At 67.2% G+C, this 24,881-nt stretch carries 22 protein-coding genes; 17 read left to right on the top strand and 5 right to left on the bottom strand.

The window, feature by feature from the left end; all coding sequences use genetic code 11:
- Window positions 1-90 precede the first annotated feature (90 nt).
- A complete protein-coding gene (locus RMCN_RS17545) occupies window positions 91-807 on the top strand; it encodes a hypothetical protein (protein WP_131808577.1) in 717 nt (238 codons plus the stop codon).
- A 12-nt stretch (window positions 808-819) separates the two neighbouring features.
- Here the strand turns inward: RMCN_RS17545 and RMCN_RS17540 are convergent, their stop codons facing one another.
- Complete coding sequence (locus tag RMCN_RS17540; RefSeq protein ID WP_067391733.1) at window positions 820-1,143, bottom strand: hypothetical protein; 324 nt, start codon at window positions 1,141-1,143, stop codon at window positions 820-822.
- A 366-nt stretch (window positions 1,144-1,509) separates the two neighbouring features.
- On the opposite strand from RMCN_RS17540, the gene RMCN_RS17535 reads away from it, so the two are divergent.
- The gene (locus RMCN_RS17535) at window positions 1,510-2,274 is read left to right on the top strand and encodes a hypothetical protein (RefSeq protein ID WP_067391730.1); all 765 of its coding nucleotides are present in this window, start codon (window positions 1,510-1,512) and stop codon (window positions 2,272-2,274) included.
- Here RMCN_RS17535 and RMCN_RS17530 read toward each other — a convergent pair.
- The 4 genes from RMCN_RS17530 to RMCN_RS17515 form a co-directional block, all read right to left on the bottom strand.
- Window positions 2,271-4,076, bottom strand: coding sequence for a hypothetical protein (locus RMCN_RS17530; RefSeq protein WP_234787696.1), 1,806 nt, complete (start codon window positions 4,074-4,076; stop codon window positions 2,271-2,273). The two genes, RMCN_RS17535 and RMCN_RS17530, sit on opposite strands and share 4 nt — an antisense overlap.
- Window positions 4,077-4,136: 60 nt before the next feature.
- Window positions 4,137-4,820: a DUF1889 family protein gene (locus RMCN_RS17525; protein WP_067391727.1), complete on the bottom strand. Its 684-nt coding sequence runs from the start codon at window positions 4,818-4,820 to the stop codon at window positions 4,137-4,139.
- 40 nt (window positions 4,821-4,860) lie between these two features.
- Window positions 4,861-6,006, bottom strand: a complete 1,146-nt coding sequence (locus RMCN_RS17520) for a hypothetical protein (RefSeq protein ID WP_067391724.1) — start codon at window positions 6,004-6,006, stop codon at window positions 4,861-4,863.
- A 98-nt stretch (window positions 6,007-6,104) separates the two neighbouring features.
- Window positions 6,105-6,890 carry a hypothetical protein gene (locus RMCN_RS17515; RefSeq protein ID WP_131808576.1) on the bottom strand — a complete coding sequence of 262 codons (786 nt, stop codon included), beginning with the start codon at window positions 6,888-6,890 and terminating at the stop codon, window positions 6,105-6,107.
- A gap of 774 nt (window positions 6,891-7,664) precedes the next feature.
- Between RMCN_RS17515 and RMCN_RS17510 the strand changes: the two genes are divergently transcribed.
- From RMCN_RS17510 to RMCN_RS17435, 15 genes are all read left to right on the top strand, one after another.
- Entirely contained in the window at window positions 7,665-7,898 is a 234-nt protein-coding gene (locus tag RMCN_RS17510) for a hypothetical protein (protein ID WP_067391718.1), read from the top strand.
- Between the two features lie 6 nt (window positions 7,899-7,904).
- On the top strand, window positions 7,905-8,873 hold the full coding sequence (locus tag RMCN_RS17505) for a conjugal transfer protein (protein ID WP_067391715.1): 969 nt from the start codon (window positions 7,905-7,907) through the stop codon (window positions 8,871-8,873).
- 31 nt (window positions 8,874-8,904) lie between these two features.
- Complete coding sequence (locus tag RMCN_RS17500) at window positions 8,905-9,222, top strand: hypothetical protein (RefSeq protein WP_067391712.1); 318 nt, start codon at window positions 8,905-8,907, stop codon at window positions 9,220-9,222.
- Complete coding sequence (locus tag RMCN_RS17495; RefSeq protein ID WP_067391709.1) at window positions 9,219-9,620, top strand: hypothetical protein; 402 nt, start codon at window positions 9,219-9,221, stop codon at window positions 9,618-9,620. Before RMCN_RS17500 ends, RMCN_RS17495 begins: the two co-directional genes overlap by 4 nt.
- Window positions 9,621-9,663: 43 nt before the next feature.
- A complete protein-coding gene (locus RMCN_RS17490; protein WP_067391706.1) occupies window positions 9,664-12,105 on the top strand; it encodes an ATP-binding protein in 2,442 nt (813 codons plus the stop codon).
- The gene (locus RMCN_RS17485; protein WP_067391703.1) at window positions 12,105-14,321 is read left to right on the top strand and encodes a hypothetical protein; all 2,217 of its coding nucleotides are present in this window, start codon (window positions 12,105-12,107) and stop codon (window positions 14,319-14,321) included. Before RMCN_RS17490 ends, RMCN_RS17485 begins: the two co-directional genes overlap by 1 nt.
- Window positions 14,318-15,301 (top strand): NlpC/P60 family protein, encoded by a 984-nt coding sequence (locus RMCN_RS17480; protein WP_067391700.1) that lies wholly within the window; start codon window positions 14,318-14,320, stop codon window positions 15,299-15,301. The genes RMCN_RS17485 and RMCN_RS17480 overlap by 4 nt, the downstream gene beginning before the upstream one ends.
- Complete coding sequence (locus RMCN_RS17475) at window positions 15,298-16,686, top strand: DUF4226 domain-containing protein (RefSeq protein ID WP_067391697.1); 1,389 nt, start codon at window positions 15,298-15,300, stop codon at window positions 16,684-16,686. The genes RMCN_RS17480 and RMCN_RS17475 overlap by 4 nt, the downstream gene beginning before the upstream one ends.
- A 1-nt stretch (window position 16,687) precedes the next feature.
- Window positions 16,688-19,036 (top strand): FtsK/SpoIIIE domain-containing protein, encoded by a 2,349-nt coding sequence (locus tag RMCN_RS17470; RefSeq protein ID WP_067391694.1) that lies wholly within the window; start codon window positions 16,688-16,690, stop codon window positions 19,034-19,036.
- Between the two features lie 116 nt (window positions 19,037-19,152).
- The gene (locus tag RMCN_RS17465; protein WP_067391691.1) at window positions 19,153-19,485 is read left to right on the top strand and encodes a hypothetical protein; all 333 of its coding nucleotides are present in this window, start codon (window positions 19,153-19,155) and stop codon (window positions 19,483-19,485) included.
- An 81-nt stretch (window positions 19,486-19,566) separates the two neighbouring features.
- Complete coding sequence (locus RMCN_RS32005) at window positions 19,567-20,604, top strand: VldE C-terminal domain-containing protein (protein WP_165604445.1); 1,038 nt, start codon at window positions 19,567-19,569, stop codon at window positions 20,602-20,604.
- A 62-nt stretch (window positions 20,605-20,666) separates the two neighbouring features.
- Entirely contained in the window at window positions 20,667-23,033 is a 2,367-nt protein-coding gene (locus RMCN_RS17450) for a hypothetical protein (RefSeq protein WP_067391685.1), read from the top strand.
- A gap of 34 nt (window positions 23,034-23,067) precedes the next feature.
- A complete protein-coding gene (locus RMCN_RS17445; RefSeq protein ID WP_067391682.1) occupies window positions 23,068-23,856 on the top strand; it encodes a WXG100 family type VII secretion target in 789 nt (262 codons plus the stop codon).
- Window positions 23,857-23,878: 22 nt separating this feature from the next.
- The gene (locus RMCN_RS17440) at window positions 23,879-24,490 is read left to right on the top strand and encodes a type VII secretion target (protein WP_067391679.1); all 612 of its coding nucleotides are present in this window, start codon (window positions 23,879-23,881) and stop codon (window positions 24,488-24,490) included.
- A 9-nt stretch (window positions 24,491-24,499) separates the two neighbouring features.
- Window positions 24,500-24,877 carry a hypothetical protein gene (locus RMCN_RS17435; protein ID WP_067391676.1) on the top strand — a complete coding sequence of 126 codons (378 nt, stop codon included), beginning with the start codon at window positions 24,500-24,502 and terminating at the stop codon, window positions 24,875-24,877.
- The last annotated feature ends 4 nt before the right edge of the window (window positions 24,878-24,881 follow it).

The following is a 24,881-nucleotide window of genomic DNA, read 5'->3' as shown; positions in this document are numbered from 1 at the left end:
GGCGTCGCGGCCAGTGTTTCGACTTCCCAAGTTTCCCGTCAGCGGGGAACATCGTCAGCGACGGAATCCGCAGCAGGGAGTCGATGACCGTTGGCTGGAGTTGATCAGGATGCGCTGGCCGCGGCGATGCCCTGGCATGAGAACCCCTTCACGGTGGTCGACCCCGGCGACACGAGCGCCCGCGCGCAGATCCCGCCGGCCTGGTGGCCAATCCTGGACTGCGGTAGCCCCGCCGAACGCAGCAGCGCGGCACGCACCTTGTGGAACAACGAATTCCTCGCTCTAATACCACGATTCACCCAGGCGCTCGACAGTCGCCTTCTCGATGTACGGGTAGTTCGGCACGCCGGGCTGACGGCACCGGCGCTCGATTATGTGTTCGTGACCGACGCCGGCGGCCGCGAGGTGTGGATGGGGGAGAGTCCCGACACTTTCGGCCCTCACGACCCGCCCCTGTTTTCATCGCTACCGGCGCCGGTGCGAACGTTTCTGCAGCGCGTGCATGCCGGCTTCACCACGTGGGACGGAGAGTCTTGCGGGCTGGCCCCGCCAACGCTCATGCAGACCCTGGCATCGCGCCGCGACGACCATGGGGGGCAGGCCAGGATCGAGTGGTACGAGACAGCTCACGAACCGCCGACGATGCAGCGCCTGCTCCGGGTCACCGGCCGCGGCCCGCATGCCGACCTGTTCACCTCTCCGGACCTCCCGCCAGGTCTTGCGGTCACCTACTTCGAGCCTGATTTCGAGCTTCGAGCGTTCGGCGAGGCGCTGGACCTGTTCATGATGATGCCGCTTCAGGCCTGACCGTCGGTCTGGCTACTCCACCGGGGTGAGTGCCTGCGGTTCCACCCACAACTGCATACGCAGGCGAGATTGGCCGTTGGTACTTGTCGGCCAGCAAACGCATTGCGCGAGCCATCCGCCGTCTGCTCGCCGGATCCATGCGAGCTGACGGCCCGGGATCTGCAGCTCTAAACGTAGACCGCAGGCACGCACCCACAGCGGCAGCTCGTCCTGGCGCCGCGTGACGTCTCCCAGGCCGGGGAACGCTCGGGTGAGGTCGACGTACACCTGTCGGTCCACCTTGAACAGCGTGGGATACGTCGCCGAGGAGACCCACTGATCAAATGTCGGGTCCATCACGCTCCCGGATGGCGTCGTCCGGCTGCTCCATGGGCCGCTGATCCATCTCGCGCAGTTCGCACTGCCTACCAAGCGGCGGGAAGTAGGCCACGAAATCACACGAGCAGCACGCATGGGTGCGATGCATGTGCCCGCAAGCGCAGTGAGCTACTCCGACAAGCACCTGATACGGGCCCAGCGGGTGGCCGCATCGTCGGCAGGAAGTCGGCCGCGGCTCAGCCCACCCTCGACGTGTGCGACGCAGCTTCACAATCAGAAATCGTACATGTGTTCGAATGCGCCGATGGCTGCGTGAGGTGCTGCGAAACTGGGGTCCGTGAGATCGGCGTCGGGCGCGCCGTGGGGAATCGGAGGCCACCGAAAATGACGTCACCACCGGGGCGCCACCGCTATCGCCCGTCGCGCGACGTGATGAGAGCCGGCGGGGCGTTTGTCACCTTGATCGGGTTCGCCTCTGCCGCATACGCCTTCATGCAGGCCTTCGGCTGGCTGCGCGGGGGCCTGCTCCTCCTGGCAGCGGCGGCGCTCGTAGCCGCTATCAGCGCCTGTTTGTTCAGTGGCCCGACGATGAAGTCGAAGCCCACCCGCGGCGGTGCCGCGCTTGCTGGACTGTCCGTAGTCCTCGTCATCGCCAGCGTCGCTGCGTTCGTGCTCACGCACACCGATGCCACGCAGCGCCTCATGCAGGAGGTGGACGGCAAGTTCGCCAAAGACGTCGACGACGGGTGCGGCCAGGGCCTCGACGCAAGTGTGCCGGTTCCGGGCCTGAAACCAGAAGTCATCGGACCGGACGGCACGGCCATCGCCGAGATCCACCTACGCGAATTCTCGCGGCGGGACTGCCCGCCCGCGGTCTGGGCATGGGTGCCCTGGGGCGGGGACCCCGAGGTTAAGCGGCCGGTGCCGAAGGGCTGGACCATCCACGTAGTGATTCGCCGCGACAAGACCTCGACCAAGATCGACGACACCGAGTCGCATTCAGGGCTGCCGGTCCCATACCCGATCAGCAGAATCCTCATCGCCACCCCAGAGGCCGGATGCGTCGCAGTTGACGTGTACTTCACCAAAGATGACGGCACTGCTCCACCCACTCCGACGGCCACGACAGGATGCGTGACCGCCCACTAGCTGACCTCCCGGCCGCGATGGGATTCGTGCGGCGACGCGTCGTCGGCAAGGGGGAGCAAGTCGTCCTCACCGCGCCGCTGGAGGAACTCGTCCAGCTCGTGGAGTTGGCAGCCCACCGCGTGCGCCAGTGCGGCGCGGGGACTGGGTGTCAGTGTGCCGACCAGCGCGGCTAGGCGGCCGCGCCGGTCGGCAAGGGCGATCCGCTGCACGACTACGGTCGCGTCTCGCGCGTTGAAGACGAACACGAGAGTTTCGCCGAGCTGGGCCTCCAGGGCAGCGGCGATCGGGCGCAGCGATCCCACGCCGGCGCCGGTGGCGGAAAACAGCCTCCAGTACACGGTGACGTCGCAGGGTGTGCCAGTGAACGTCCGCTCGCTGCCGGGGTGCACTCCGAGGGCGGTCGCGGGTGCTGCGTGCAGCTTCTGCCCTGAGCCGCGCAGCAGGTCAGCGGTCACCGGGAACGCGATGCGAAACTCATCCGGACGGGGGTGAAAGACACCACGAACCGAGTTCAGCGGCGGCACCGGGGGCCACCCGTCGGCGGCGGTCCGCCGCCGCACCGTGCGCTTGTCGACGACGAAGGCCGGGGCGCCCATGTAGCTCCGTATGGAGCTTTCATTGACGTCCGGCACGGTGGCCGAGATGTCAGCGATGACGTCCGCCGTGGCGATGGAGCCGCCGGCCGCGTCGATCCGCGTGGCGATCTCGGTGAACAATCCGCCGTACTCGTCGAGGCCCCATCTCCTCAAAGCCCAGGTGGTGCGGGTGGCGCGGCTGAACCGGGAGTTGTCGTGCAGCGCCTGGCGTATTGCCGCCTCCGCGTGAAGAGCCCCGGTGAACTCGGCGATCGCCGCCGGTGACATCGGCTCCCCGCAGACGTTCAGTGCCGCCTGGGCCAGCTCGGCGGCGGTGGAACCCCACCGGACCCACTGTTCGCCGAAGCGGCGCAGGCCTGGTCGACTTTCGACGAACTCGAGTGCCGTTTCTGGCTGAATGCCTAAGCCGCCCAGCTTGGTTGTCAGCGTGGTGGTGGTGGGGGCACCCCAGCGGGTGAGCGCATCGTCGATCACGGCGATCGCCGAGTCCACGACGTCGGTGGTGGTCACCGCCAGCCACCCACCGTTGGTCTCGGCGTACGGGCCCGCCAGGTGCAGCAAGATCTGCCCGGCGTCACCTGACTGGTCCACACCGAAGCCCTGTAGCGCCGCCTCGGCAACGGGCCTTCGCGTCAACGTGCCAAGGAGCCGGCCCAGCTGTTCGGCGCACTCGGTGATGACCGCGTGCGCAAGCTCGGGGAGCAGACTCTTGAACCTGGCGTACGCCCGCGGGAGGTTGCGGGTCACGTTGATCTGGGTGACACCGAGCTGCTCGGCGGTCACCGGCACCGTCGTGGGATGCAGTGCCCAGCCCCGCGCTGCCAGCAGCTGGTAGTCGTAATCGGTCAGCCGATCGACGAGCAGCGACACTGCTGTGGTGACGTCCGCCGCGGCGTCGGGCGGCAAGATCGCCTGCGCGCGGGCAGCCGCCTCCCACCCCGCGATCAGGATGGCCCGAACGGTCCCGATGCCACCTTTCGGACGGTTGACCAACGACTCGATGGTCTCGTCCGCGAGATCGGACCACACCTGGAAACGGTCGCCGTAGAACGTCTCGGCGCGGCCAGGGAGCCAGTCGTAGGGCACAGGCAAGGGTGCGATCTGGTCGAAACCGTCGAGCAGCTCACGCACTGGGGTCTGCGTCGAATCGCAAACTGAACGCCACCACTGGGCTGCATCGGGACCGATGCCGGCGGCGGTGTTCACCGTGGCAATTCTTCCAGCCTCGCCCCCCTACACCCCGCCGTCGCCGAGCCGCCATTCATCTCAGTCCTTGGTGGCGGCCCACTCTTTAAGGCGCTCCGGTCGCAACCGACGTTTGTCGAACTGGAGCTGCTTGCCCTTATTCAGATCGAGCGCGATCTGCCGCAGTTCCTCGGGCCCGGCGCCGCCCCATTCGTTGCGCAGCGCCTCCACCATCAACGCGTCAGGATCGAGCTCAAACCCGCGGCCGCGCAAGTAGGTCAGCGCGTGGATCACTTCCGATCGCTCGCGCTTGTCGATTAAGCCTTGGTTGCCGACCGCGAGACCGGTGAGATCACGGATGGCCGCCCGCAGGGCTGCCGGCGCCGCCGCAACAGGCGCGATCTCTTGTCCACCGAGGTGTTCGGGGTTGAAAGCAGTCACCCACGGGCCGTGGTGCGGCACCCCGGGAAAGCGTGACGGTCCGTTCGCGTGAACAACGACCAGGCCCTCGATTCCGCCGCGGCGCTCGACCTCCAGGACCTCGGAAAGGTTCAAGAACGTCGCAACGACGGTGCCTTCCGGGCGGCCATAGAACCGCGACTTCGACGACGGCGACGTCACCCTGATCCCCATCTCGTGGAGGCGGTTCTCCTCGATGCTGCGGGTGTCGGGTGCGTGGATGGTGGCGCCGTCACCGGCCCATCGCAGAGCCTGTGCGAGGGCTCGGGGGAAGGGCTCATGGGATTCGACGTACGCGCGGCGCATCCCTTGACCCTAGAACCGGCCGCCGACACGGCCGTGACGGCTACGCGGCGCGGTGGCCGATGATGCTGATCGACGACACCGCGAAGTCGTTCAGGTCACCGGTCTTGGGGGTGTCGGAGGCAATGACACCACCTTGCCCGGGGATGGTCGTGGTGTCGGCAACCGGACCGGTGGGTGTGCCGAACTCGGTGACCGTGATGGTCATCGCAGATGCGAGAACCGGCGGCTGCACCGGCGTGACCACTTCATCGCGCAAGTTGTTGGTCTGCTGCGTCAACCGCGTCTCGTCGGGATCGTTGAACTGGTACTCGACGGTCGCCGCGGTTTTGTGCTTCAGCCACTCATCCGAGCCATCCGGATTGACCCGGTTCCAGCCGGGCACGATGGAGACACCGGTGACGACATACCAGTTGTCGAACTCCACACGCAGCACCGTGCCGGGAACTCCGTATGCCGGCACGCACATCCACGCGGTGTTCACGTCGGTGTCGAAGGCCTGCATCGGATCGGTCGATCCGGCGGTGCACCGACTGGCGGCGGACTTGATCCCGATGGGCCCGTCAGCAGCCGATGCACCGGGATCCGCCGGAGCCGGAGAGGCGGGCGGCTGCGCAGTCATTGTCGGCACCGAGTACGCCGGCGTCGTTGATGCGGTGGTCGACGATTGCTGCTCTGCACCACTCGGCAGGACCAGAACGACCACGACCAGAACAACCACCACCGCGGCGGCGATCGCACCGAGCCGATGCGAGCGCCGGCTCCCGTCGAACCACCCGAACTGCCACCACGGCTTGTCCTTGCCGCCATCCAGATCGACATCCCCAGCGCCCGGGTCAGGCACTGCAATGTCGTCGTCGTCGCGATGGACATAGGCGCCCCGGCCTGTTCCCGTCAACAGACCGTGATCGGCGGGACCTGTCATCACGCGGCCCAGCTCGGCCAGATCGGACTGCTCCTCATCGGTGAGGTCGCGATCGCGGCGATCATCACCGTCGTACGCCGCGTAGGCCGCGTCGTACTCCCCGGCACCAGCACCGAGATCGGCGTCATCGGTGTTCGGCATCCACTCGCCGTAACCTTCATCGGAGTTCGACGCGAACTCAGCGCTCACGTCCTCGAACAGTTCCGGGTCTGCGAGCAAGTCATCGGCGATCTGGTCTGCATGGCGGTGATACAGATCGGACATATCGACATCACTTTCGGGGCCTGGAGCCGCACGCCACTCCGAGTCGAGAGCGTTACCAGCGTCGGGAAATTTTATCCCGTCCGGCCCAGAGAACCCGGTCATGCGGCCGCACCAGTTCCGGCGAACGCATCGGCGTCGACGCGGCCCCACCGCGCCTCAACACAGGCCCGATCCAGATCGTCGCGGTCTGACTCCACCGCCTCGCGCAGTCGAGTCAGTGCGCGCCGCAGACGCGACTCCAGTTTGTTCTCCGTGACACCCAACACCGCCGCGACTTCACGCACCGGCAGTGCAGCGTCGCCACCGAACCGGATCTTCAGCGCACGGTGATCCTGCTCGACCAGAACACCGCGAGCCAGCGCCCAATCCAGGAGAACATCGGCGGTCAGGTAGGTGTCGACTTCGGCGTGCACATCCTCGCCGGCGACATCTTCGAACGACGGCTCCGCGGAGCACAGCGGCGCCTCATGCAGCTTCGTGACAGTGCGCAAAGTGATCCAGTACAGCTGCGCATCGGCATGCTTGTGCGTCGGCTTCACCGCCGGCAAGGCACGGGATAGGAACGCATCAACGGTGACCTGGAAGCGCTCCTCCAGGGAATCGCCGGGAGCGTGCCGCGCAACCGAGGACAGCATCACCGCCTTGGCTCCGAGCAGCACGGTCGCGGCCAGGCCGACGCCGCGGCGATGCTCAGCAAGAAGCAGCGCCGTCGATGTGGTGTCCCGGCCACCGAGTGCGTCGAAGAGTTGCTCGATGCTGACGACATCTACGGCGCGCAGCCAGTCGGTGACGTGCGCGCGGTGGGAGCGCATGCCGGCAGTGCGGAGCGCATGCTCACGAAGCGCGGCGGCCGGGCGGGGGAGGGCAAGAGGTTGAGTGGTCATCGCCAGTCTCCTGAAGGAGTCGTGGTGCGCCAGTGCGGCGCAGCTGATGACCACAGCCTCTGAACCAGTTGTGAGCTAACCGTCAGCTACGACGTGAGCGACGGCGTGAAAGCGCCCCCAGGGAACTTCTCACAGGTGTGATCTACACCACAAAACGAGGTGTCACACGCCGCTGAGCAGCGTGCATACAGTGCCTGAGGGGTGCGCGACCATAATTCCCAGTTCTCACGCGACGGAAAATCCGGGGCCCGATTTTCACGCTCACAGCACACTGATGATGGACGTGCGCCCAGCGTGCGCGTTGATGAGCGGGCGGCGTGCACCCGGTCGTGCGCGTCATGTGCGCGGAACGTGCGCGGCTCCGCTGATAGCTGGTCACGCGCCCTGTGCGCGGGTCGTGAGCGGTCGCGCACAATTCATGTGCGCGACCTGCGAGGAAGTTATCGGCAACGGTTGTGAGGTCACATTCACACGGTTGACCTGCGAAAATAGCGCCAGCTACGTTCCCTCGTGGGGGCACCGCTGTCCTTATCGCTCCGCTGCACGGCCAGCGTACCCCCCCTGTCAAGGGGGGTATAGCAAATCAGATTGTATTTCGTTAGGCGAACTAAAGACTTGCTGGGGACGCGCTATTTGCGATAGCGGGGTAGCCGCCTGGCTCCTGGCGGCCTAATTCACTCCACCCACACGCGACGGAAAGCGCCCCTGCGGTCGGTACTTCACGGATAGAGGCGGCACCCAGCCCCACTCCCATTCCGAGAAGGACACCCACCCATGGCGACCTCCGCATCAGCTCGCTCGCGCAACCTCGACATCAGCCCCGCGATCGCCGCAGTGCGCGCCTACTCACGCGACGTCAAGATCGCCTGCGACGAGCTGCACGACGACCCGTTCGACATGAACGCGCGCGCCGCTCTGCTCAAACTCATCGTCGATGACAGCCCCGAAGCGGACGCCGCATTCACCCGTGCGCTCGCCGAGAATGGCGCCGGGACTGTGGGAGACTGATTTACCGTGACAGGTAAACTTCCCTCTCAAAGGAAGCACTTCGACGAGCTGGTCAAGCCGCTCGATCGAGGCCTACTCCTGAACCGCGCGGTCAGTGTCCTCGGCGTCATCGGCGGAATCTTCGCAGTAATCACACTCCTCACATCACTGTGGCCCGATGCCGACCAGAGCGACCCCACACCAGGCAACACATCTGTGCCGGCGTCCACACTCGTCACCGGTTTCGCGCGCGATTACGTAACCACCTACCTCACGGCGAAAGCGGGCGACGAACAGAAACTCGCCCACTACGTGACGCTCAAAGACGTGAAGCTGCCGCCCATCGCCGGGCAGTTCACCGACACCGACGTGGCCTTCGCCAAGCAGATCACCACGACCGGCGACGGGGTGGCTCTGTGGACAGTCACGGTCTCCGGACTGGTCAACGGAGCGACCACCACCACACCGCAGCGGACCTACTACCGCGTGCCGATCACCGTGCTCGACGGCGCTCCGCGCGCTACCGCGCTGCCGATGCAAGTGGCCGGGCCCGGAGTCGGCGTCGACTTCCGATTGGGCTACCGCTACACCGTCGCGGCCGACTCGCCCCTGGCGATGACCGCCACCGGATTCGTCCGCTCCTACCTGACCGGCGGAGCCGACTTCGCGCGCTACGTCACCGCCGACGCCACCGACAAACCCATCCAGCCGGCCCCCTACGCCAAGGTCGACACCGTGTCCATCGACGCGGACGTCAGCGGCAACGGCAGCGGCGCCGACACCGCCGAGGTCTACATCACCGTGGCCGCGCGCACCAAGAACTACACCCTCACCCAGCTCGCCTACCCCCTGACACTCAGGTCAGTCGAAGGTCAGTGGCAGGTGGTCTCGATCGCCTCCGCGCCGCTGCTGCAGACACGGCCCGACACTCCGCAGGACGACAACACCACCACCTCCACATCGACGACTCCGCCGCCACCACCGACGCGCGGCTGAACCCTCCACCGAGATCGAAAGGAACACTCCAATGACCGACCTCCAGGTCCTCCTTGAGAACATCCGCGTCGTCGCCGTGGGCTGCGCCGGCACGCTGCTTCTGCTGTGGGGAATCTTCTACTTCTTCCGAAACCTGTTCGGCGAAGCGGGCCGCAATCCGGTGAAGATCGCCGTCTCGGCGTTGGCCATCACCGGAGCCGCCGGCGTCTTCGCCATGATCCCGTCACTGATCAGCGCCGGCAGCAACACCGGCGAGCAGATCGGCGGCGGTGGCGGCTACTCGATGCCCGCGCCGGCCCCGCTGCTGCCCGCGGCGACCGACCTGACCGGCGACCTGGCGGCCGCATGACTTGGGTGCGCTGGGTGCGTGTCGCCACCTCGGGACGACGCTTCCGGACCTACGTCGGACGCCTCCCCGGTGGGCGCCGACTCCCCGGCGGGGCTCGCCCCATCGAGCAGATCGTGGGGTTCACGGCGACTCTCGTCGCGACCATCTTCGCGACCCGGCTGCTGCCCTACAACGCGATCGCCGTGTTCGGAACCGGACTCCTGCTCGCCTTCGCGGTCACCGCGGCCCTGAGCCTGATCAAGTACGACGGAGTGCCCGTCCTGGGCAAGGCCGCCCGTGTAGTGAGCCTGATCGTCGACCGCAAGCCGACGGTCCTGGCCCGCGAAGAGCTGGATCGGCAAGCCTCAGCCAACCCGCACGCATTCGTCATCGACGACACCCCCCTCAACGCCAGCTGACCTCCACAACGCCACACCTGCATACGAAGGACCCGAGCGCACCGTGAAGCTCCGCCAGCCGACCGCAGCCCGCCGCCACCATCTGCAGTGGACCCACCACGGCGGCGTCTTCGCCACCTACTTCGTCGAGGCAATCGACTACGGCCTGCGCCAACCCGAAGACAAAGCCGGCGTCGCAGACGCGCACGAATCGCTCATCCTCAACTGCCCCGACAACACCTTGCTGCTGAGCCTGCAGGCGCCGCTGGATCTCGTCGACGTCATGAACCGATCACTCGATCGCGTCGACCTGCACCGCACCCCGGACTACATCAAGGAAACCCTCGCCGGCTACAAGCGCATCGCCGAGATCGCCCCGCTGACCCGCATCTACACCATCACCTTCCCTCTCGGGAAGAGCGCGCTTCGCGGAGAACCCTCCGCCCGCGACGTCGCCGAGCAGCTCGCCGCCGCCGAGGAGCTGCTCACCGTCATCGACCCCGAATCAAACTTCCGGTTGCAGCCCGTCCCCGAGGGGCTGCTGCCCTTCATCTGGAATCACAACCTCATGCGAGGATCGGCACTCGAACACGCCCCGCACAACCCAGCCAACGCCTCACCGAGCACGACGGCCCCCACCCCGTACTTCCTCCCAGGCATCCTCGACGAAGGCGCCCGCACCGAGAAGTCCTTCCGCCGCAGCTTCGACCCCATGCTCAAAGCCATGATCCGGCTCGACGAGGGCGAGGTCATCAACAGCTACCAAGCCATGTTGACCCCGATGTCGTTCCCGCCGGCGATGGGATTTCCCGGTCATTCCGAGTTTCTGTCCGTGCTCGACGGGATCCCCGATGTCAGCGTCGGCTGGGCCATGCGCGTGCGCCGCCGCGACCGAGAGTCCGCGATGCAACTCAACGAAAAGGTGCTCGGCAAGCTCGGCGTCCAGCTCGGCGAACGCGACACTGACGTCGGCTTCCACACCCAAGAGCTGCGACGCAAAGTCGACACCCTGGCTGCCTACAACGACAGCCTCGCCACCAACGAGAACGCTGAAGAGGTCGAGTTCACCACCGTCCTGGCCGTCGGCGCCCCCACCCAAGCTGACCTGACCCGCAGCATCGGAACGCTCAAAGCCAAATTCCGTCGCCTCGGCATCCGCGTCGACACCCCCCGCGGAGCCCAACGCAAGCTCTGGATGATGCTCAACCCCGGCGCGCCGACCGACAGCGTGTACACCGACTACCAGCACGTCACCGCCACCCCCGACTGGGCGGGATTCGTTCCCTTCACCACCGCGCGGCTGCTCGACGACACCGGCCCGATCATCGGCGTCAACCTCCTGTCAGGACTCTTCGAGCCGCTGCACTTCAACTTCCTGAACAAGGTGCTCTCCGACATCAGCCCGGCCATCGCCATCGCCGGCGAACTCGGCTCCGGCAAGAGCTACTTCACCAAGACACTGATCAGCATCATCGCCGACCTGCTCGGACAGTTCCTCGTCATCGACCGATCCCAGCAAGGCGAATACATCCCACTGCTGCAGTCGATCCCCGGCTCGGTCCTGATCACCCTTGACGACCCCCGGTTCACCCTCGATCCGCTGCGGCTATTCACCGACCCGCACAAAGCCCGACGCATCACCCTCGACACCATCCTTCCGCTGCTCAACATCCCGGTGGTTTCCGCGCCAGGCACGCTGCTGGCCGAAACACTGCAACCCGAACACCGCGCCGCCCACCAGCTGCGCTCCCTGGCCGACGTCCGCGACTACCTGGCCCGCCAGGCCGAGCGCTCCACAGGCCGCGACGCCGACGACCAACACGCACTCGTGCGCGCCATGGACGCCGTGGAAGCCCCAGTGCTCTTCGACCGGTCACTGCCACCCATGCCGCTCACAGCCACCGCGACCGTCGTGCGGACCCACACCCTGGCGCTGCCCACCGTCGACGAACTGACCTTGACCCACGCCTACGCGAACCTGCCGTGGCGCAAACGCCTCGGCCATACGCTCTACGAACTAGTCGGGCTCTTGGCGCGCGATCAGTTCCTCAAGCCGGGCCGCTTCGGCGCCCTGGTCGTCGACGAGGCCTACCACTTCACCGCCACCACCGTCGGCAAGCAGATCGTCGAAGAATTCGTCCGGGACGGCCGGAAACACGCCGCCGGCATCATCTTGTCCTCGCAAGATCCCAAGGCCGACTACGCCTCCACTGCGCACAACCTCATCCCCAACCGCTTCGCCTTCCGGCAACGCCACACCACCTTGGCGACCAACAGCCTGGAGTGGCTCGGCGTCGACATCGAACGCGACGCCTACCTCATCAAGCAGCTCCGCGAGAACACCTCGCCGCCAGTGGGACGCGGCGAGACCGTCGCCCCCAACCGCCGCGGCGAGTGCTTCATCGCCGACGGCCGCGGCCGCATCGGCCGGGGAAAGATCTTCGGACCCGCCCGCGAAGACCGCGCACGCGCGGTGTCCACCACACCCGAGCAGGTGACGATCTAGTGCTCGCCGCCGCCTTCTTCCGACCCGGCTGGGACCCCACCCTGCCCACACTCGGCCAGCTCTTCGCCCGCGGCTGGGCACTGTCGAATGCCACCCGCCTGCGCCGGTTCACCATGCTGCCGATCTACCTGCAACTGTGCCTGTGCCTGGTCGCGCTGATCTTTCCCGCTGAAGCGCACGCCGCGATCGGACCCCAAAGCCCCCTGCTCTACGTCCTCGGGGTCACCGACTCCTACGGCGTCCCGCTGTCGCGCTACGCCATCTCCACCGACTACGGATCCGTCCTCGACGGCGGGTCCCAAGCCGTCCTGGCCACCCTGCTCGAAGCAGAAGCCGGACTGTTCGTCGTCATCGGCGGCGTCGCCATCTGGTTCCTCATGTACGTCATCAGCTTCGGGTTCCTGCCCGACCTCGTGCAGCCCGTGGCATCCGTCGTCCAGGACTACGCCGGCCAGATCCTGCCCGGCGTCGCCGCGATCGCCGCGATCGTCGCCGCCACCTTCGTCGCGGTGAACATCCTGCGCGGAAACCTGCCCCGCGCCGCCTCCCAGGGCGCGGCCGCCGTGCTCATCGCCCTCATCGGCGGAGCCCTGGTCTACTCACCCATCAGCTGGGTCATCTCCGACTCCGGGCCCCTGGCCCAAGGACGCGACGTAGCGGTCAGCCTGGGCTCGAACTCCGTGGCAGGCCTCGACAACACCTCCGACACCCTCAACCGCCTCGAAGGGACGCTGGCCACCTCGTTCGTCCGCCGGCCACTGCAGACCTGGAACTTCGCCGGGCAGCCCGACAGCACGCCGAGCTGCGCGGCGGCCTGGAGCGAAGGAGTGAGATCCGGGGACCCCGACAACATCAAGGACGGCATCCGGGCATGCGGTGCCTCCGATTCGGCCGCGATGAAAGCGACAGCTGACAACCCCAGCCCCGGGCAGCTGGGCACCGGCGTTCTGATGCTGATGTTCATCGGCATCTTCGCGCTGTTCTGCGCCGTGCTCGGATTCCACATCGTTCTCGAGTTCTTCCGTGCCGTGGCCAACGCCTTCAAGCTGTTGTGGGGCTTCGCTGTCGGCGTCATCCCCGGGGGACCCCAGGCGTCACTGGTGAACACGTTCGTCGCCATGCTGTTCTCCGGCGTGGCGATGTTCGGCTACATCACCATGACGATCTTCATCGGCGAGATCGTGACCGTCGTCTTCCGCCAACAAGGCAACGGCGTCGTGGCGATGATGTCGGCCCTCATCCTGATGATGGTCGCCATCCGGCTGGTCTTCGCGATGTCCAAGAGCCTCAAGAAATCCAGCGCCAACGTCGCCTCAGGGGTCATCAGCAGCGTCGGCGCCGCACCACCCCCGCCGACCACGAACATCCTGCAGGAAAAGGCCGGAGGATTCCTTCGCGACAGCAGCGTGGTCGCCATGGGCCTCGGCGCCACCATGGCCGGCGGCGCGCTCGCCGCCCGCTCACCGTCGGCCTCGCACGCCCTGCACGTCGTCGCACCGTTCGTCCGCGGGGGACGCAGTTCGATGGTCCGCCATCTCGACCGTGGCGCCGACATCTACGAGAACAAGAAGGCCGCCGAAGCTGCAGCAGCCGAGAGGGCCGCCAGAGAGGCCGAGAAGGAGCAGAAGAAAGCGGCCAAGCAGGGCAGCGCCCCACCCACCGCGTCCACGGCGACGGCGCCGCCGGCGACAGCAGCATCTACACCCAGCAACGCGGCCCCCGCGGCGACCGGTAACGGTGGGGGACCAGCGCCAGCACCGCAGAGCGGATCGGCGCCGGCGACCACGCAGTTCAGCGCCGCACCCGACAGCGGGGACGTGGCATCGTCGCAGGCCACGCCGCTAACGGCCAACGACCTCCAGCCCCCGGCGCCCTCAGCGCCGCCATCGGCACCCAGCCCTGGGTACAGCCCGCCAGGAGGCAACCCCGCCGGCTCCGGGCCCCACGACGGACCACCCCCTGCGCCCAGAACAGGATCCGCGGCACCGCTTCCCGACTGGGGCAACGGTTCTACCAGCGGCGATGACACGTCCCCACCGTCGGGGCCAGCGCCCGGGCCCGCCGGCGCCGACGCGGCGCCACCCTCACCGTTCGAGCCGCCAGCGCACCCCGCACCGCCACCCGCTCCGCCGGTCACACCGCCTGCCACCGGATCCACCCGGCCCCTGCCGCCACCCCCAGGGCCCCGACACAGCGATGAAGGAGACGCCCCGTGACCTCACCGGACAACGAACCACGTCGCCAGTCGCCGCTACGCGGACTGCTCGGCGCCGCCGCCGTGCAGGGGACCCGCAAGGTCGCCGTCTCCGCGGGATCGGCCGTCGTCGGCGCCGTCGGATGGCCCGTGATCCTCGCCGTGGCCGCAGTCCTGATCCTGCTGGCCCTCGTCCTGGTCATCACTGCGATCGTCGCGCTCAGCCGCATGTCCGATCAGCAGCAAAACTTCGCCTACCAGTGCGAATCCCGGCTCGGCTACTCCGTCGGCAACACCGCGGCACTGGCCGTCGTCCCCCGCCTGGCCACCTCGGTGCCCTTCGATCAGGCCCCGGCGACAGCGTGGGAGACCACGGCGCTCCAGCCGGCGACGACCACCAGCGCCACCACCACGACCGCCACTCCGACGTCGACCCCCACCACGGCCACCACCAGCGCAAATAGCACGTCCCCCGCCAATCCGTACGCAACGCTGACCCCACCACCCACCGCGGACGCCAACACCACGGCATGCGCAAACGCCGTGCGTAACGGCGATGTCGTCGGGCCCCCGCTGACCACACCAGGCGATGAGATCGGCCGACAAGCGGCCACCCTGGCCAACAACCAGGTCGGCCTACTGGCAACCGACGCCGACGGAAGTACCGCTGGCCCCACGAATGAGGCCTTTTCGGCAGCTAACTTGGTCAGATACGCCTACTACCAGGCCACCGGGGGAGAGGTCACCTTGCCCAAGGACGTCGCACAACAGATCGACACTGGCGATCGCGTCGACCCGAGCGCGATCAGCCCCGGCGATCTCGTGTTCTTCAACTTCACCCCCACCCAGGGACCGACCGCCGTCATGATCGCCATCACGCCGACCCTCGGCATCGACGCCACCACCGTGAACCAGCCGATCGCCGTAGGAGTTCTGCCCACCGGCAACATCATCATCAAACGACCCCGCACCCAGACCCACCAGGAGGTGCCGACCCCGTGAGTGAAGAGCAGCTCGCCGAGACCTCCGCACCCCCGCTGCCTCCAGGCATCGGCACATCCCCTGACACCGGCCCCCGCGACAACCGACGGGCCCCGATCCTGCCGATCACGCCGCGCCTACCCGGCGGCCCGGCCGCACCACCAGCACAGCAGCAACCGCCGGCCACCACGCCGACCGCCCCCGCGGCCGCGCAACCCGCACCCACGAGTACACCCGCACCAGGACAAGCAGCACCGGTCCCGCCGCCGGGCACACCGGGCGCCGTCCCTCCGCCGGCCGCCGGCGACCCCACCGCCGCGGCCGACCCCGCCGGCGGCACCGACGATCACGGCCACGATCACTCAGAAGGCGCCGACGACGCAGCGGCCCCCGCCGACGACGCGGCGCCCGACGCCGCCAAGCCCCCGATCAACGCGCAGGACGCCGCCGGAATGCTCTCCGGCCTGGCTGAACCGCTAGCCAGCCTGCCGTCGGCACTGATGGGCATCGGCTCGGGCCTGCTCGCGCCGTTCGGCCAAATCCTCAACCAGTTCGGCCAAGGCAACCCGGCCATGCCGAACTCCAGCGGCTTCCCGCAAGGAGTCCTCGATCGACTCGGCTCCACCGATGCCAGCACCGGCATGCAAGGACAGGCCGGAGACGCCTACCAGTCCGACGTCGACAAACAAGCCAACCAGGCCCGCGCCATGGACAACCTGGAACGCAAACTACGCTCCTCCCTTGAAGATTCGGCGTCGAACTCCACACTCGGCCGCGACAAGATCGAACAGATCATCAACCAGGTCAAGTCCGCTCTGCAGGCGATGGGACCCATCGCCAACACCCCAATGGGCCAGTTCGGCGTCCTGACCACCATCGCCCAAGGGCTCCAGCAAGCTGGAGCGGTCCTTACCGACGCGATCGGCAAGGACTCACTGAACGCCGGCACCATCAAGTCGATGTCCGCGGACTACCTCAAGGACCTCAACGCCAGCGGGCCCGACGACCAGGAGCAGCAGCAGCTGCTCGCCGCCGGCGGACCCAAAGCCTGGGCGATCAAAGCGCTCGCCGCCAACGGCATCACCGACCCCCGCGCGGTCGCCAACTGGTTGCCCGGCCTGATGACCATGGGGCAGCGGGAGTCAGGCAACAATCCCCGCGCCGTCAACGGCTGGGACTCCAACGCCGCCAAAGGAACCCCGTCCATGGGGTGGATGCAAACCATCCGACCAACCTTCGAATCGCACTGGCGCCCGGGCACCTCGCAAGACATTTTCGATCCCGTCTCCAACGCCGCGGCCGCCATCCACTACATGATGAGCAGGTACTCGGTGTCCGCAGACGGATCAGACCTGATGTCCAAGGTGCAGCAAGCCAACCCCTACGCATCGCCGAAGGGCTACTGACATGCCCAAAATGGAAACAGCGCAACGTAACCCAGGGCTCGCCGCCATCGTCGCGGTGCCGGTGGTAATCGGCGCGTTGTGGTTCAGCGGCGCCGCCACCGCGACGTCGTGGGCACTGCGCAACGGATACTTCAGCTCCACCAACCCGCTACTGGCGCTGCCCGGAGCCAACCCCCGCGGAGCCGGCCCCACCGTGCTGACCGTCGCCGCACTGGCCGCCATCGCCATCGGCATCGTCGCCGCGGTCATGATCGGAATCCGGATGGCCGCACCAGTTCAGCACGACCCCGACGACCGCCGTCCCGTCCCGTCCGTGGCCGCCCCCGTCCTGGCCGCCACCGCGCTCACCGGTGGCGTCCTCATCCTCGCGCTGATCCCGTTCATCCCCGACCTGATCGCCGCAGCGATCGGAGTCATCGCGGCCTACGGCCTGGCCGACCTGCTCACCGAGAAGCTGCGCGAGCGCCGCGAACGCGCCCGCTACCTCAACGAAATCGAATGGGCGCTCTACCCGTATCTCGGCTACGACGAGCTGCCACGCCGACGCCTGGTCGCCATCACCGAATGGGACGAGGAAGTCGAAGGGCAACCCGAGAAACCCAAGACAATCCTGCTGGCCTATCGCGGCCGCCGCGAAGAACTCAAGCCCGAACTGAGCCGCCGACTCGACGATGCGGTCGGCTCGCACTACACGCTGTCCTACGCGACCACCGACCAACTGATCACCGCCAGCCTGGCCAGCGTCAACACGGAGTCCCCCACCGTGCGCGGACTTCGCGAGCAGATCGCCAGCACAGAACTGTTCGCCTCCGGCGCCACGGTCACCGATGTGCAGTACAGCGAAAGCGGCGACATACGCCAGTTCACCGTCCATCACCAGATTGGCGCGAAACTGTCTGGCACAGACCGCATTCGGTCAATCGCCCGCAAGATCAGCGACCTGCTTCCCGGCCGATGGCGCGCCACCCGCTGCGACCACCTCGCCGGTACCGCCGTCTTCGAACTGCGCCCCGAGCTGCCCACCAAGGTCTACCCGCCCGTCCAGGCGCCGGTGTCCACCGTGGAGCAAGCATGCGCTACGTACGACCACGCCGCGATCCCGCTGGCCGTCGACGAAGAAGGCACCGTCATCGAATGGAACCTCAAAGTCAACCCCCACATGCTGCTGATGGGACCCACTGGCACCGGCAAGACCGCCACCATCCACAACGCGATCGTGCAGGCCGCCCGCCTCGGTGTCCGCATCTTCATCATCGACTTCAAGGGCGGCGAATTCACCAGCTACCGCACCTATCCCAACGTCGTCGCCGTCCTCACCGAACCACACGAAGCGATCGCCTTGGTCAACACCATCTACAAGGAGATGCAGCAGCGCTACAACCTGTACAAGCGCAACCGCCGGGCCCTGTCCACCAAAGAGCCCTTCATGATCGTGTTCGACGAGTACACCGAATTCCAGGAAGCCATCAAGACCTTCTACGCCAACACCAAGGAGAAAGGCGCACCCCGGGACTGCCCGACGCTGCGACAGTTCTCCTCGCTGCTGCGCCTGGGCCGCACCAGCCGCTTCCACTGCGTAGCCGCCCTACAGCGCGCCGACGCCGACTTCCTCAAAGGTGAGGCCAAAGACAACTTCACTCAACGACTTTCGCTGGGCAAGCTGTCCACCCAGGCCGCGATGATGATCCACAACGACGCCAACGCCGGACGCACCGTCCCGATCGGCGTCCGCGGCCGCGGCACCGCCCTCAACCGCGCCGGCTGGCCCACCGAAGTGCAGGCCTTCTACGTCCCCGACCCCTCAGACCCCGCCGACGAGGACGAGAAGCAGATCGTCGACGAGCTGCGCCCCCCGATCGCGCTCTACGAACGCGGCATCGTCATGCCGCCGGAAACCGATCCCACCACCGAACCGGAGGGCTTCGGCACCTACCAGAACCTGCCCCTGCTCAAGGCCGCCGACTACCCCCACTTCGACCCGCACGCCGCCGGCTACGCACCGCCGGGATGGTTGGACTTCCAGGACCGCGGCGTGGAATCCATCTTCGGCAACGCCCCCGGTGGCCCCCGACCCGCGTCCGCTGCGGAGCTGGCCGAAAGCTACGTCGACCTCGACGTCGAAAGCCGACGCGTCGACGTCAGCGAGTTGGAGATCGGCGATTACCTCTGCCACCCCGAGACCGGGGACTGGGCCATCCTCGACGAGGAACCCAGCCCAGGAGAGGACCCGGACACCACCGTGCTCATCCTGCGCGACGCCTTCTCCGGCGAGCGCGAGGAAACCGAGGTCGCCAGCGACGCGACGATCGAGGTCAAAGACCTCGCCGAAACCCATCTGGCGGCCGTATGAGCCCCCCGACCGACTCGGCAAATCCAACCATCAAGAAAACACGCGTTGACGTGCAGAAAATTGCCGGGTATCGCCAATAATGGAAAAATCAGGGTTGATGAAAGGAGCCTCCACCGGTGGCTAAGCAGAACGACTTCACCAAACGCGCCAATGAGCTGCTCACGGCGCGGCTGGATCCGGTGAAACGCCTCGGCGAGCTGCTCGACGCCAAGGCCGAGAAGGAGGCCGAACTCAGGAGTCTGGACTCCGACATCGAGAAGGCCGCCCAGTCGTGCATCGAGGCAGGCTGGAAGCCGGCCGAGCTGACCGATCTCGGTGTCCCTCGGGCGGCCCTCCCACGCCGGCAGACCCGCACGGCGGCCCTGGAGCCGCGCACCGACAGTAAGGACCAGCCCAGCAGCGGTGAGGGCGCCGCCGCTGGCGGCCCCGCACCGAACCCCACCCCGTAAATGACGTCAGGCGGCGCAACTCGTGACGAGATCACAGCCATCCTCAACCAACTCCGAGGCCTCCTCGGAGAGGGGACACCTGTGACTGCGCCGCTGCCCTCGACCATCCCCGACGACGTTGGCCAACGCCTGGAGGCGCTGCCCAACGGCCTCGGCGACTTCATCGAAAACCTGGTGATCTCGCGGAAGAGTCAGGCCCAGATCAGTGCCGCGCTCGCCGAGGTCGACCCGTCACTGGTGCCGGTCGTCGACGAATCGGGTGCCCACGTAAACGCCGGCCGCGAGGACATCGACAACACCACCAACCAGTACGTCAGCCGCGACGACGCACTCACACCGGTGGAGAACACCCCGATGGGGGCCATGGCGTCGCTGCAGAACAAGGCCGACGCCGTGGCCAACGGCTCCAACGCCGTACGCACCCAGATGCCGCCGGCCGAGATGCGCCGTGTCCTCGTCGACGCCTTGGCCCAGAAGTACTACCAGCAGGCCAAGTCCGCCGGCTCTGGCATGCCGGGCATGGGAGGTGGCTCCGGTGGCGGCATGGGCGGCGGACCCGGTGGCGGCATGGGCGGCGGATCTGGAGGAGGCGGCGGTAACCCGCTCAGCGCCCTGTCCGGGCTGTCCTCAGCGCCGGCCAGCATGCTGTCATCGCTGTCGTCGGGCAAGGGCGGATCCGAGGGCACCCGCCTTGCCGCGCGGGCCACCCCAGACGGTGCACTCCCGCAAGGCGTGGCCCCCGAGAAAGGCCTGCAGCGCAACACAATTCTGCTGGCCCGCGCGATCAGCGCCGCGTTCCCTGAGATCTCCGACATCGGGGGCTACCGCCAAGACGCACTCAAGTGGCACCCCAACGGCCTGGCGATCGACGTCATGATCCCGAACTACTCCAGCGCCGAGGGCAAAGCGCTCGGGGACCGCGTACTGGCCTTCGCGATGCAACACGCATCCAGATACGGCCTGGATCATGCGATTTGGCGACAGACGATGTACACCCAGGGATCGTCGCCGCGGGGGATGGACAGCCGCGGGGGAGACACCGCGAACCATTTCGACCACGTGCACATCGCCACAGAAGGCGGCGGCTACCCCACCGGAGGGGAAACCTATGCCCTCTAACCGCTCCGCACTCCCCAGCTCCCGCGCTCACCGCTTCACCGCACCCGGAGGTATGTAGGCCCGTGACCGACAACAAGTTCAGTGACCTGACCCATTGGGAACCGCTCCAAAAGGTCGGCTTCGGGATGGGTTGGTCACCCGGATGGCGACCTGAGGGCCAGTCGTGGAACATCGGCACCAACGACACCTACTGGGACACCGTGCTCGGGCGCGCGCGAGAGGCGTACGGCGACCCCAACATCCGCTTCGACAACACCGACGACACCTCATCCGAGCGCCACCTGGTCTTCGGCGATGGCACCAGGCTGCCCGCCGACGGCACCCTGGCCTACCGGGACAGCGCCAGCAATCAGAACTGGATCAACAACGGTGACGGCACCTTCACCAAAGCCGACCAGAACTTCCAGCCGGTGGGACAACCGTTCCCGCCCGCGGGTTTCCGCAGGATGGCAGATGGCAAGTACGCGCCGGTGGATGCGCGTGGCAATCAGGTAGGCCCGCTCCACAGCCAGGCACCCCCCAACTTCCCCGGCAGCCCGGCCTGGCACCATTCACCGCTCACTGACGTCTTCACGCCGGTGAACGCCAACGGCGACTACTACGAAATCGATCCCGCCACCGGACAACACAAGTACTTCGACAAGAGTGGCAACCCGATCAGCAAGGAGAAGTACTCCGCCGGGGCGCCGTCGCCCCAGCAGACACCCAACGGACAGCCCGCACCCGCACCGGGCGCCAAGCCGCCGCTGCAGAGCACCCAAGTCAGCGTGCCCGAGGGCATGAGCACCCCGGAGTACCCCGCCTGGGCCACTGACGTCGACCCCGACGTCCCCAACCAGATGACCGGCGTCGTCGTGCGCCTCTATGAACTGTTCGGCAGCGGGACACCGGCCACCAGCGAGCTGCCCGAGTTCCCGTTCAGCACCGACACCGGCGAGCAATCCGGTATCGACGCCTACGACAACGTCAAACCCGACTTCAAGCGCATCGAGTCCGAATTCGACGCCGCAGCACAAGCATTCAAGACCGCGGTCCAGAACTCGGCCAACGTCACCCAGGCCGGCCGCGACGCCATCAACAACGCCATCGGCACCTTCAACTCCACCGCCAAGGCCCTCGACGAGGGCGACTGGGACGGCCTGCTGCAGGCCGAGTCCACTCTGCTGGACACCGTGAAGACCGCAGTGGAGAACGCCGCCAACACCCAGCAGAACGTGCCCTCCAACCCGGCCGGCGGCCCTCCCACGCCGATGGGCCCGGGAGGCGCACCCGCGCCGGGAATGCCACCCGCGGCGGGGGACCCCTCACTGAGCGCGCCGCCCGCCGACGACAAGAAGAGCCTGGAGGATCTCCTCAACGGAGGCATGGGCTCACCGTTCGGAGGCGGAATGCCGATGGGCGGCAACCCCTTGGGCGGACTCGGCGGCATGAACCCGCTGGGCGGGCTCGGCGGTGGCGGCAACCCGATGGGTGGCGGCGGCAACCCGCTCTCAGCACTGTCGGATGCGGCCAAGCCGCTGAGCAAGCTCTCCGAGACCGACACTGCCAAGCCCGACGACAAGAAGTCCCCGATCACCCCGCTCAACGCCGGGCCCCAGAACGCCCCTCCGCCGCCAGCTGCGCCGGGTGCAACGCCGGCCGAGCCGGCCGCGGTCGCCGGTGCCACCCCGGGACCGGCCGGCGCGAACAACCAGCCGGCCACCGCCACACCCGCAAGCAACCCCAGCGGAGCCAAGCCCACCGTCACCCTGCCCGACGGCAAGGTCATTGAGGCGCCGAACAAGCAGGCCGCCGACGCGGCCCAGAACGCCATCGACAAGGCCTCGCCGGGCGGAGACGCCGCGCAGAAGGCCTACAGCCCGACCGGTCTGGAGCTGCCCGGGGATGGCAAGAACCTCGGCGCCAAGGTCGACCCCTCCGACATGCAACCGGGGGACGTGCTGAAGTGGCAGGACAAGACCATGGTGGCGGTCGCGCCGGGTCTGGTCGCCGACCCGAGCGAAGCCGGCAAGATCCACACGCTGGAGGAAGTGTTCAAGGACCAGCAGGGTTTCGAAGGCGTCTTCCGGCCCACCGAAACCGACCCCACGCTGTCCACGCACACCTCAGCCCCACCGCTGACAGATCCCCAGGCCCCACCGCAGCAGCCGGGCCAAACCCCTCCGGAGCCCGCAGCGCCGCCATCGGACGAGGCGCCGCCGCGGCAGCCGCAGACGCCGCCGCCCACCTCGGTGCCGGCCGAGCCGCCACCGGATAGCGTCCCGCTCTCCGGCCCCGGGCCGGCCGGCGCCCCGGCACCCCAGCAGCCCGCGCCGCAGCCCAGCTCAACGGTGCCCCAGGCCGCGCCCCCGTCGCCGTTCGAAGACGACGCTCCGCCGCCGGCAACGCGCACCACCAAGCACGAACGCATCGCAGCAGGACTGGAGTAGAGCCCATGAACGCCATTGAAGATCGGAGAGAACTATGACCACCTTCGACATCGCTGACATCGTTGAGCTCGATCCCAGCGAGCTTGGCCCGACCAACTCCATGGAGCTGATGCCGGGCCTGTGGATCCCCGACCCCGGCGTCAACCAGATGAAGCCGGGTGTCGTCTCGGACGAGAACGTCCGAATGCCGCTCTACGCCAGCGACATTTACGTCACCACCCCTGGATCCCTCGGCCCGTACGGCATGCAGGAACTCGGCAAAGGGACCGGTGTCTGGATTCCTCACCCGCGCTCTAATGAGTTCCGGCCCGGCTCCTACACCCCACCCCAAGGGGAGAAGCCCATCCAGATCGAGGACATCAAGTTCCTCCCCCCGGGCGCGCTGGGCCCGCGCGGCTACATCCCCCTCGGTGACAGCGGGGCGTGGATCCCTGGACCCGACACCGTGAAGAAGGGGGTCCGCCCGGCCAGCAACACCACCGAAGAAGGCGAGAACGCACAGTCCGACAAGGATGTCTTCGCGGTCAACTACAACCAGCTGGAAGGGTTCGCACAGAATCATGACCAGCAGGCAGATCAGGTTGCGCAGTGGGCGAAGACCGACACCGACTTCGCGGAACGTCTACTGGCCACACACGGCAAAGTTGCCTACGCGACATACCTGAATGTGAAGGGCTACAACGAGAGTCGCGTGGTCGAGGCGGGCGCCTACGCTCAGCGCAACTCCGACACCGCTGTAGGCCTGCGCGGCGCGATCGACTCGACGAAAGCCACCGACGAGAACGCGGCCAGCGCCTTCCGCGCGCCGACCATCAATACCTAGACACCCGAGGATGTGAGACACGATGTCCGACAACGACTGGTTCGACTCGCCCAACTGGCATGACGCCAACGAAGCGATAGACCCGGGCGGCGCTGCTGCCGGCCCGGGCGCGATCGGCCCCGTCCCGGCCCAGCTGATCAGCAACACTGGCACCGGTGACTGGCACTGGGAACTCGGCGACGACGGCCTGATGAACTACGTGCAGGACATCGAGGACCCGGGCGGCGCCGGCCCCGGCCCCGGCGCGGGAATCGGGGGCCTGGCCCCGGTCAGCAACACCACCACCGAAGGCGGCCCCGCCGGCACCCCGGCAGCTGCCTCCGGAGCGCCGTTCCAGGTCAGCTACTCGGAGTTGGAGAAGTTCGCCCAGGAGCATGACCTCAACGCTGAAGAGTTGGCGCAGTGGGCATCCGGGGACCCGGATTTCGCCGAGCGGTACCTCGCCACGCACGGCAAGGTGAACTTCGGCACCTACCTCAAGATCAAAGAGTTCATGGCCAGCAAGCAGATCGCCGGCACCGCCTTCGCCGAGCACAACGCGCAGACCTCCAACGCGCTGCGCTTGGCCGTCGCCTCGACCAAAGCTCAAGAAGAGCGCAACGCGGCAGCCATCGATGCGACGAGGATGGTGTAGGAAACAACCATGGCCGTCATCCACCCTGATGTGAAAAACACGCTGGCGTACGCAGATACGGTCTATGACCACCTCCTCCGGCACATCGAGAAGATGAAAGGCATCGCCGCCGAACGCCTTTCGGAGGACAAGGACATCGCCGTCAAGGTCGACATGAACGGGCAGCTGCAAGACCTGTGGCTCAAGCCCGGGATTCTGGACCGCAAGACTGCCGCCGAGATCGCCAAGGAGATCACCCGACTCGTCACCACGGCCGGGCAGGAGACCGCCGACCAGATCGCCGCGATCTTCCAGGCAGCGCACGACCTCCCCGACTTCGACGAGGTGGTCGCCCAGCAGGAAAACGACCCCGGCGCGGAACCCGAAACGGCCCGTCAACCTCGATAGACTC

This window comes from Mycolicibacterium novocastrense, assembly GCF_001570485.1.
In the GTDB taxonomy this organism is placed as follows: domain Bacteria; phylum Actinomycetota; class Actinomycetes; order Mycobacteriales; family Mycobacteriaceae; genus Mycobacterium; species Mycobacterium novocastrense.
This window is presented reverse-complemented; position numbering and strand designations above follow the sequence as displayed.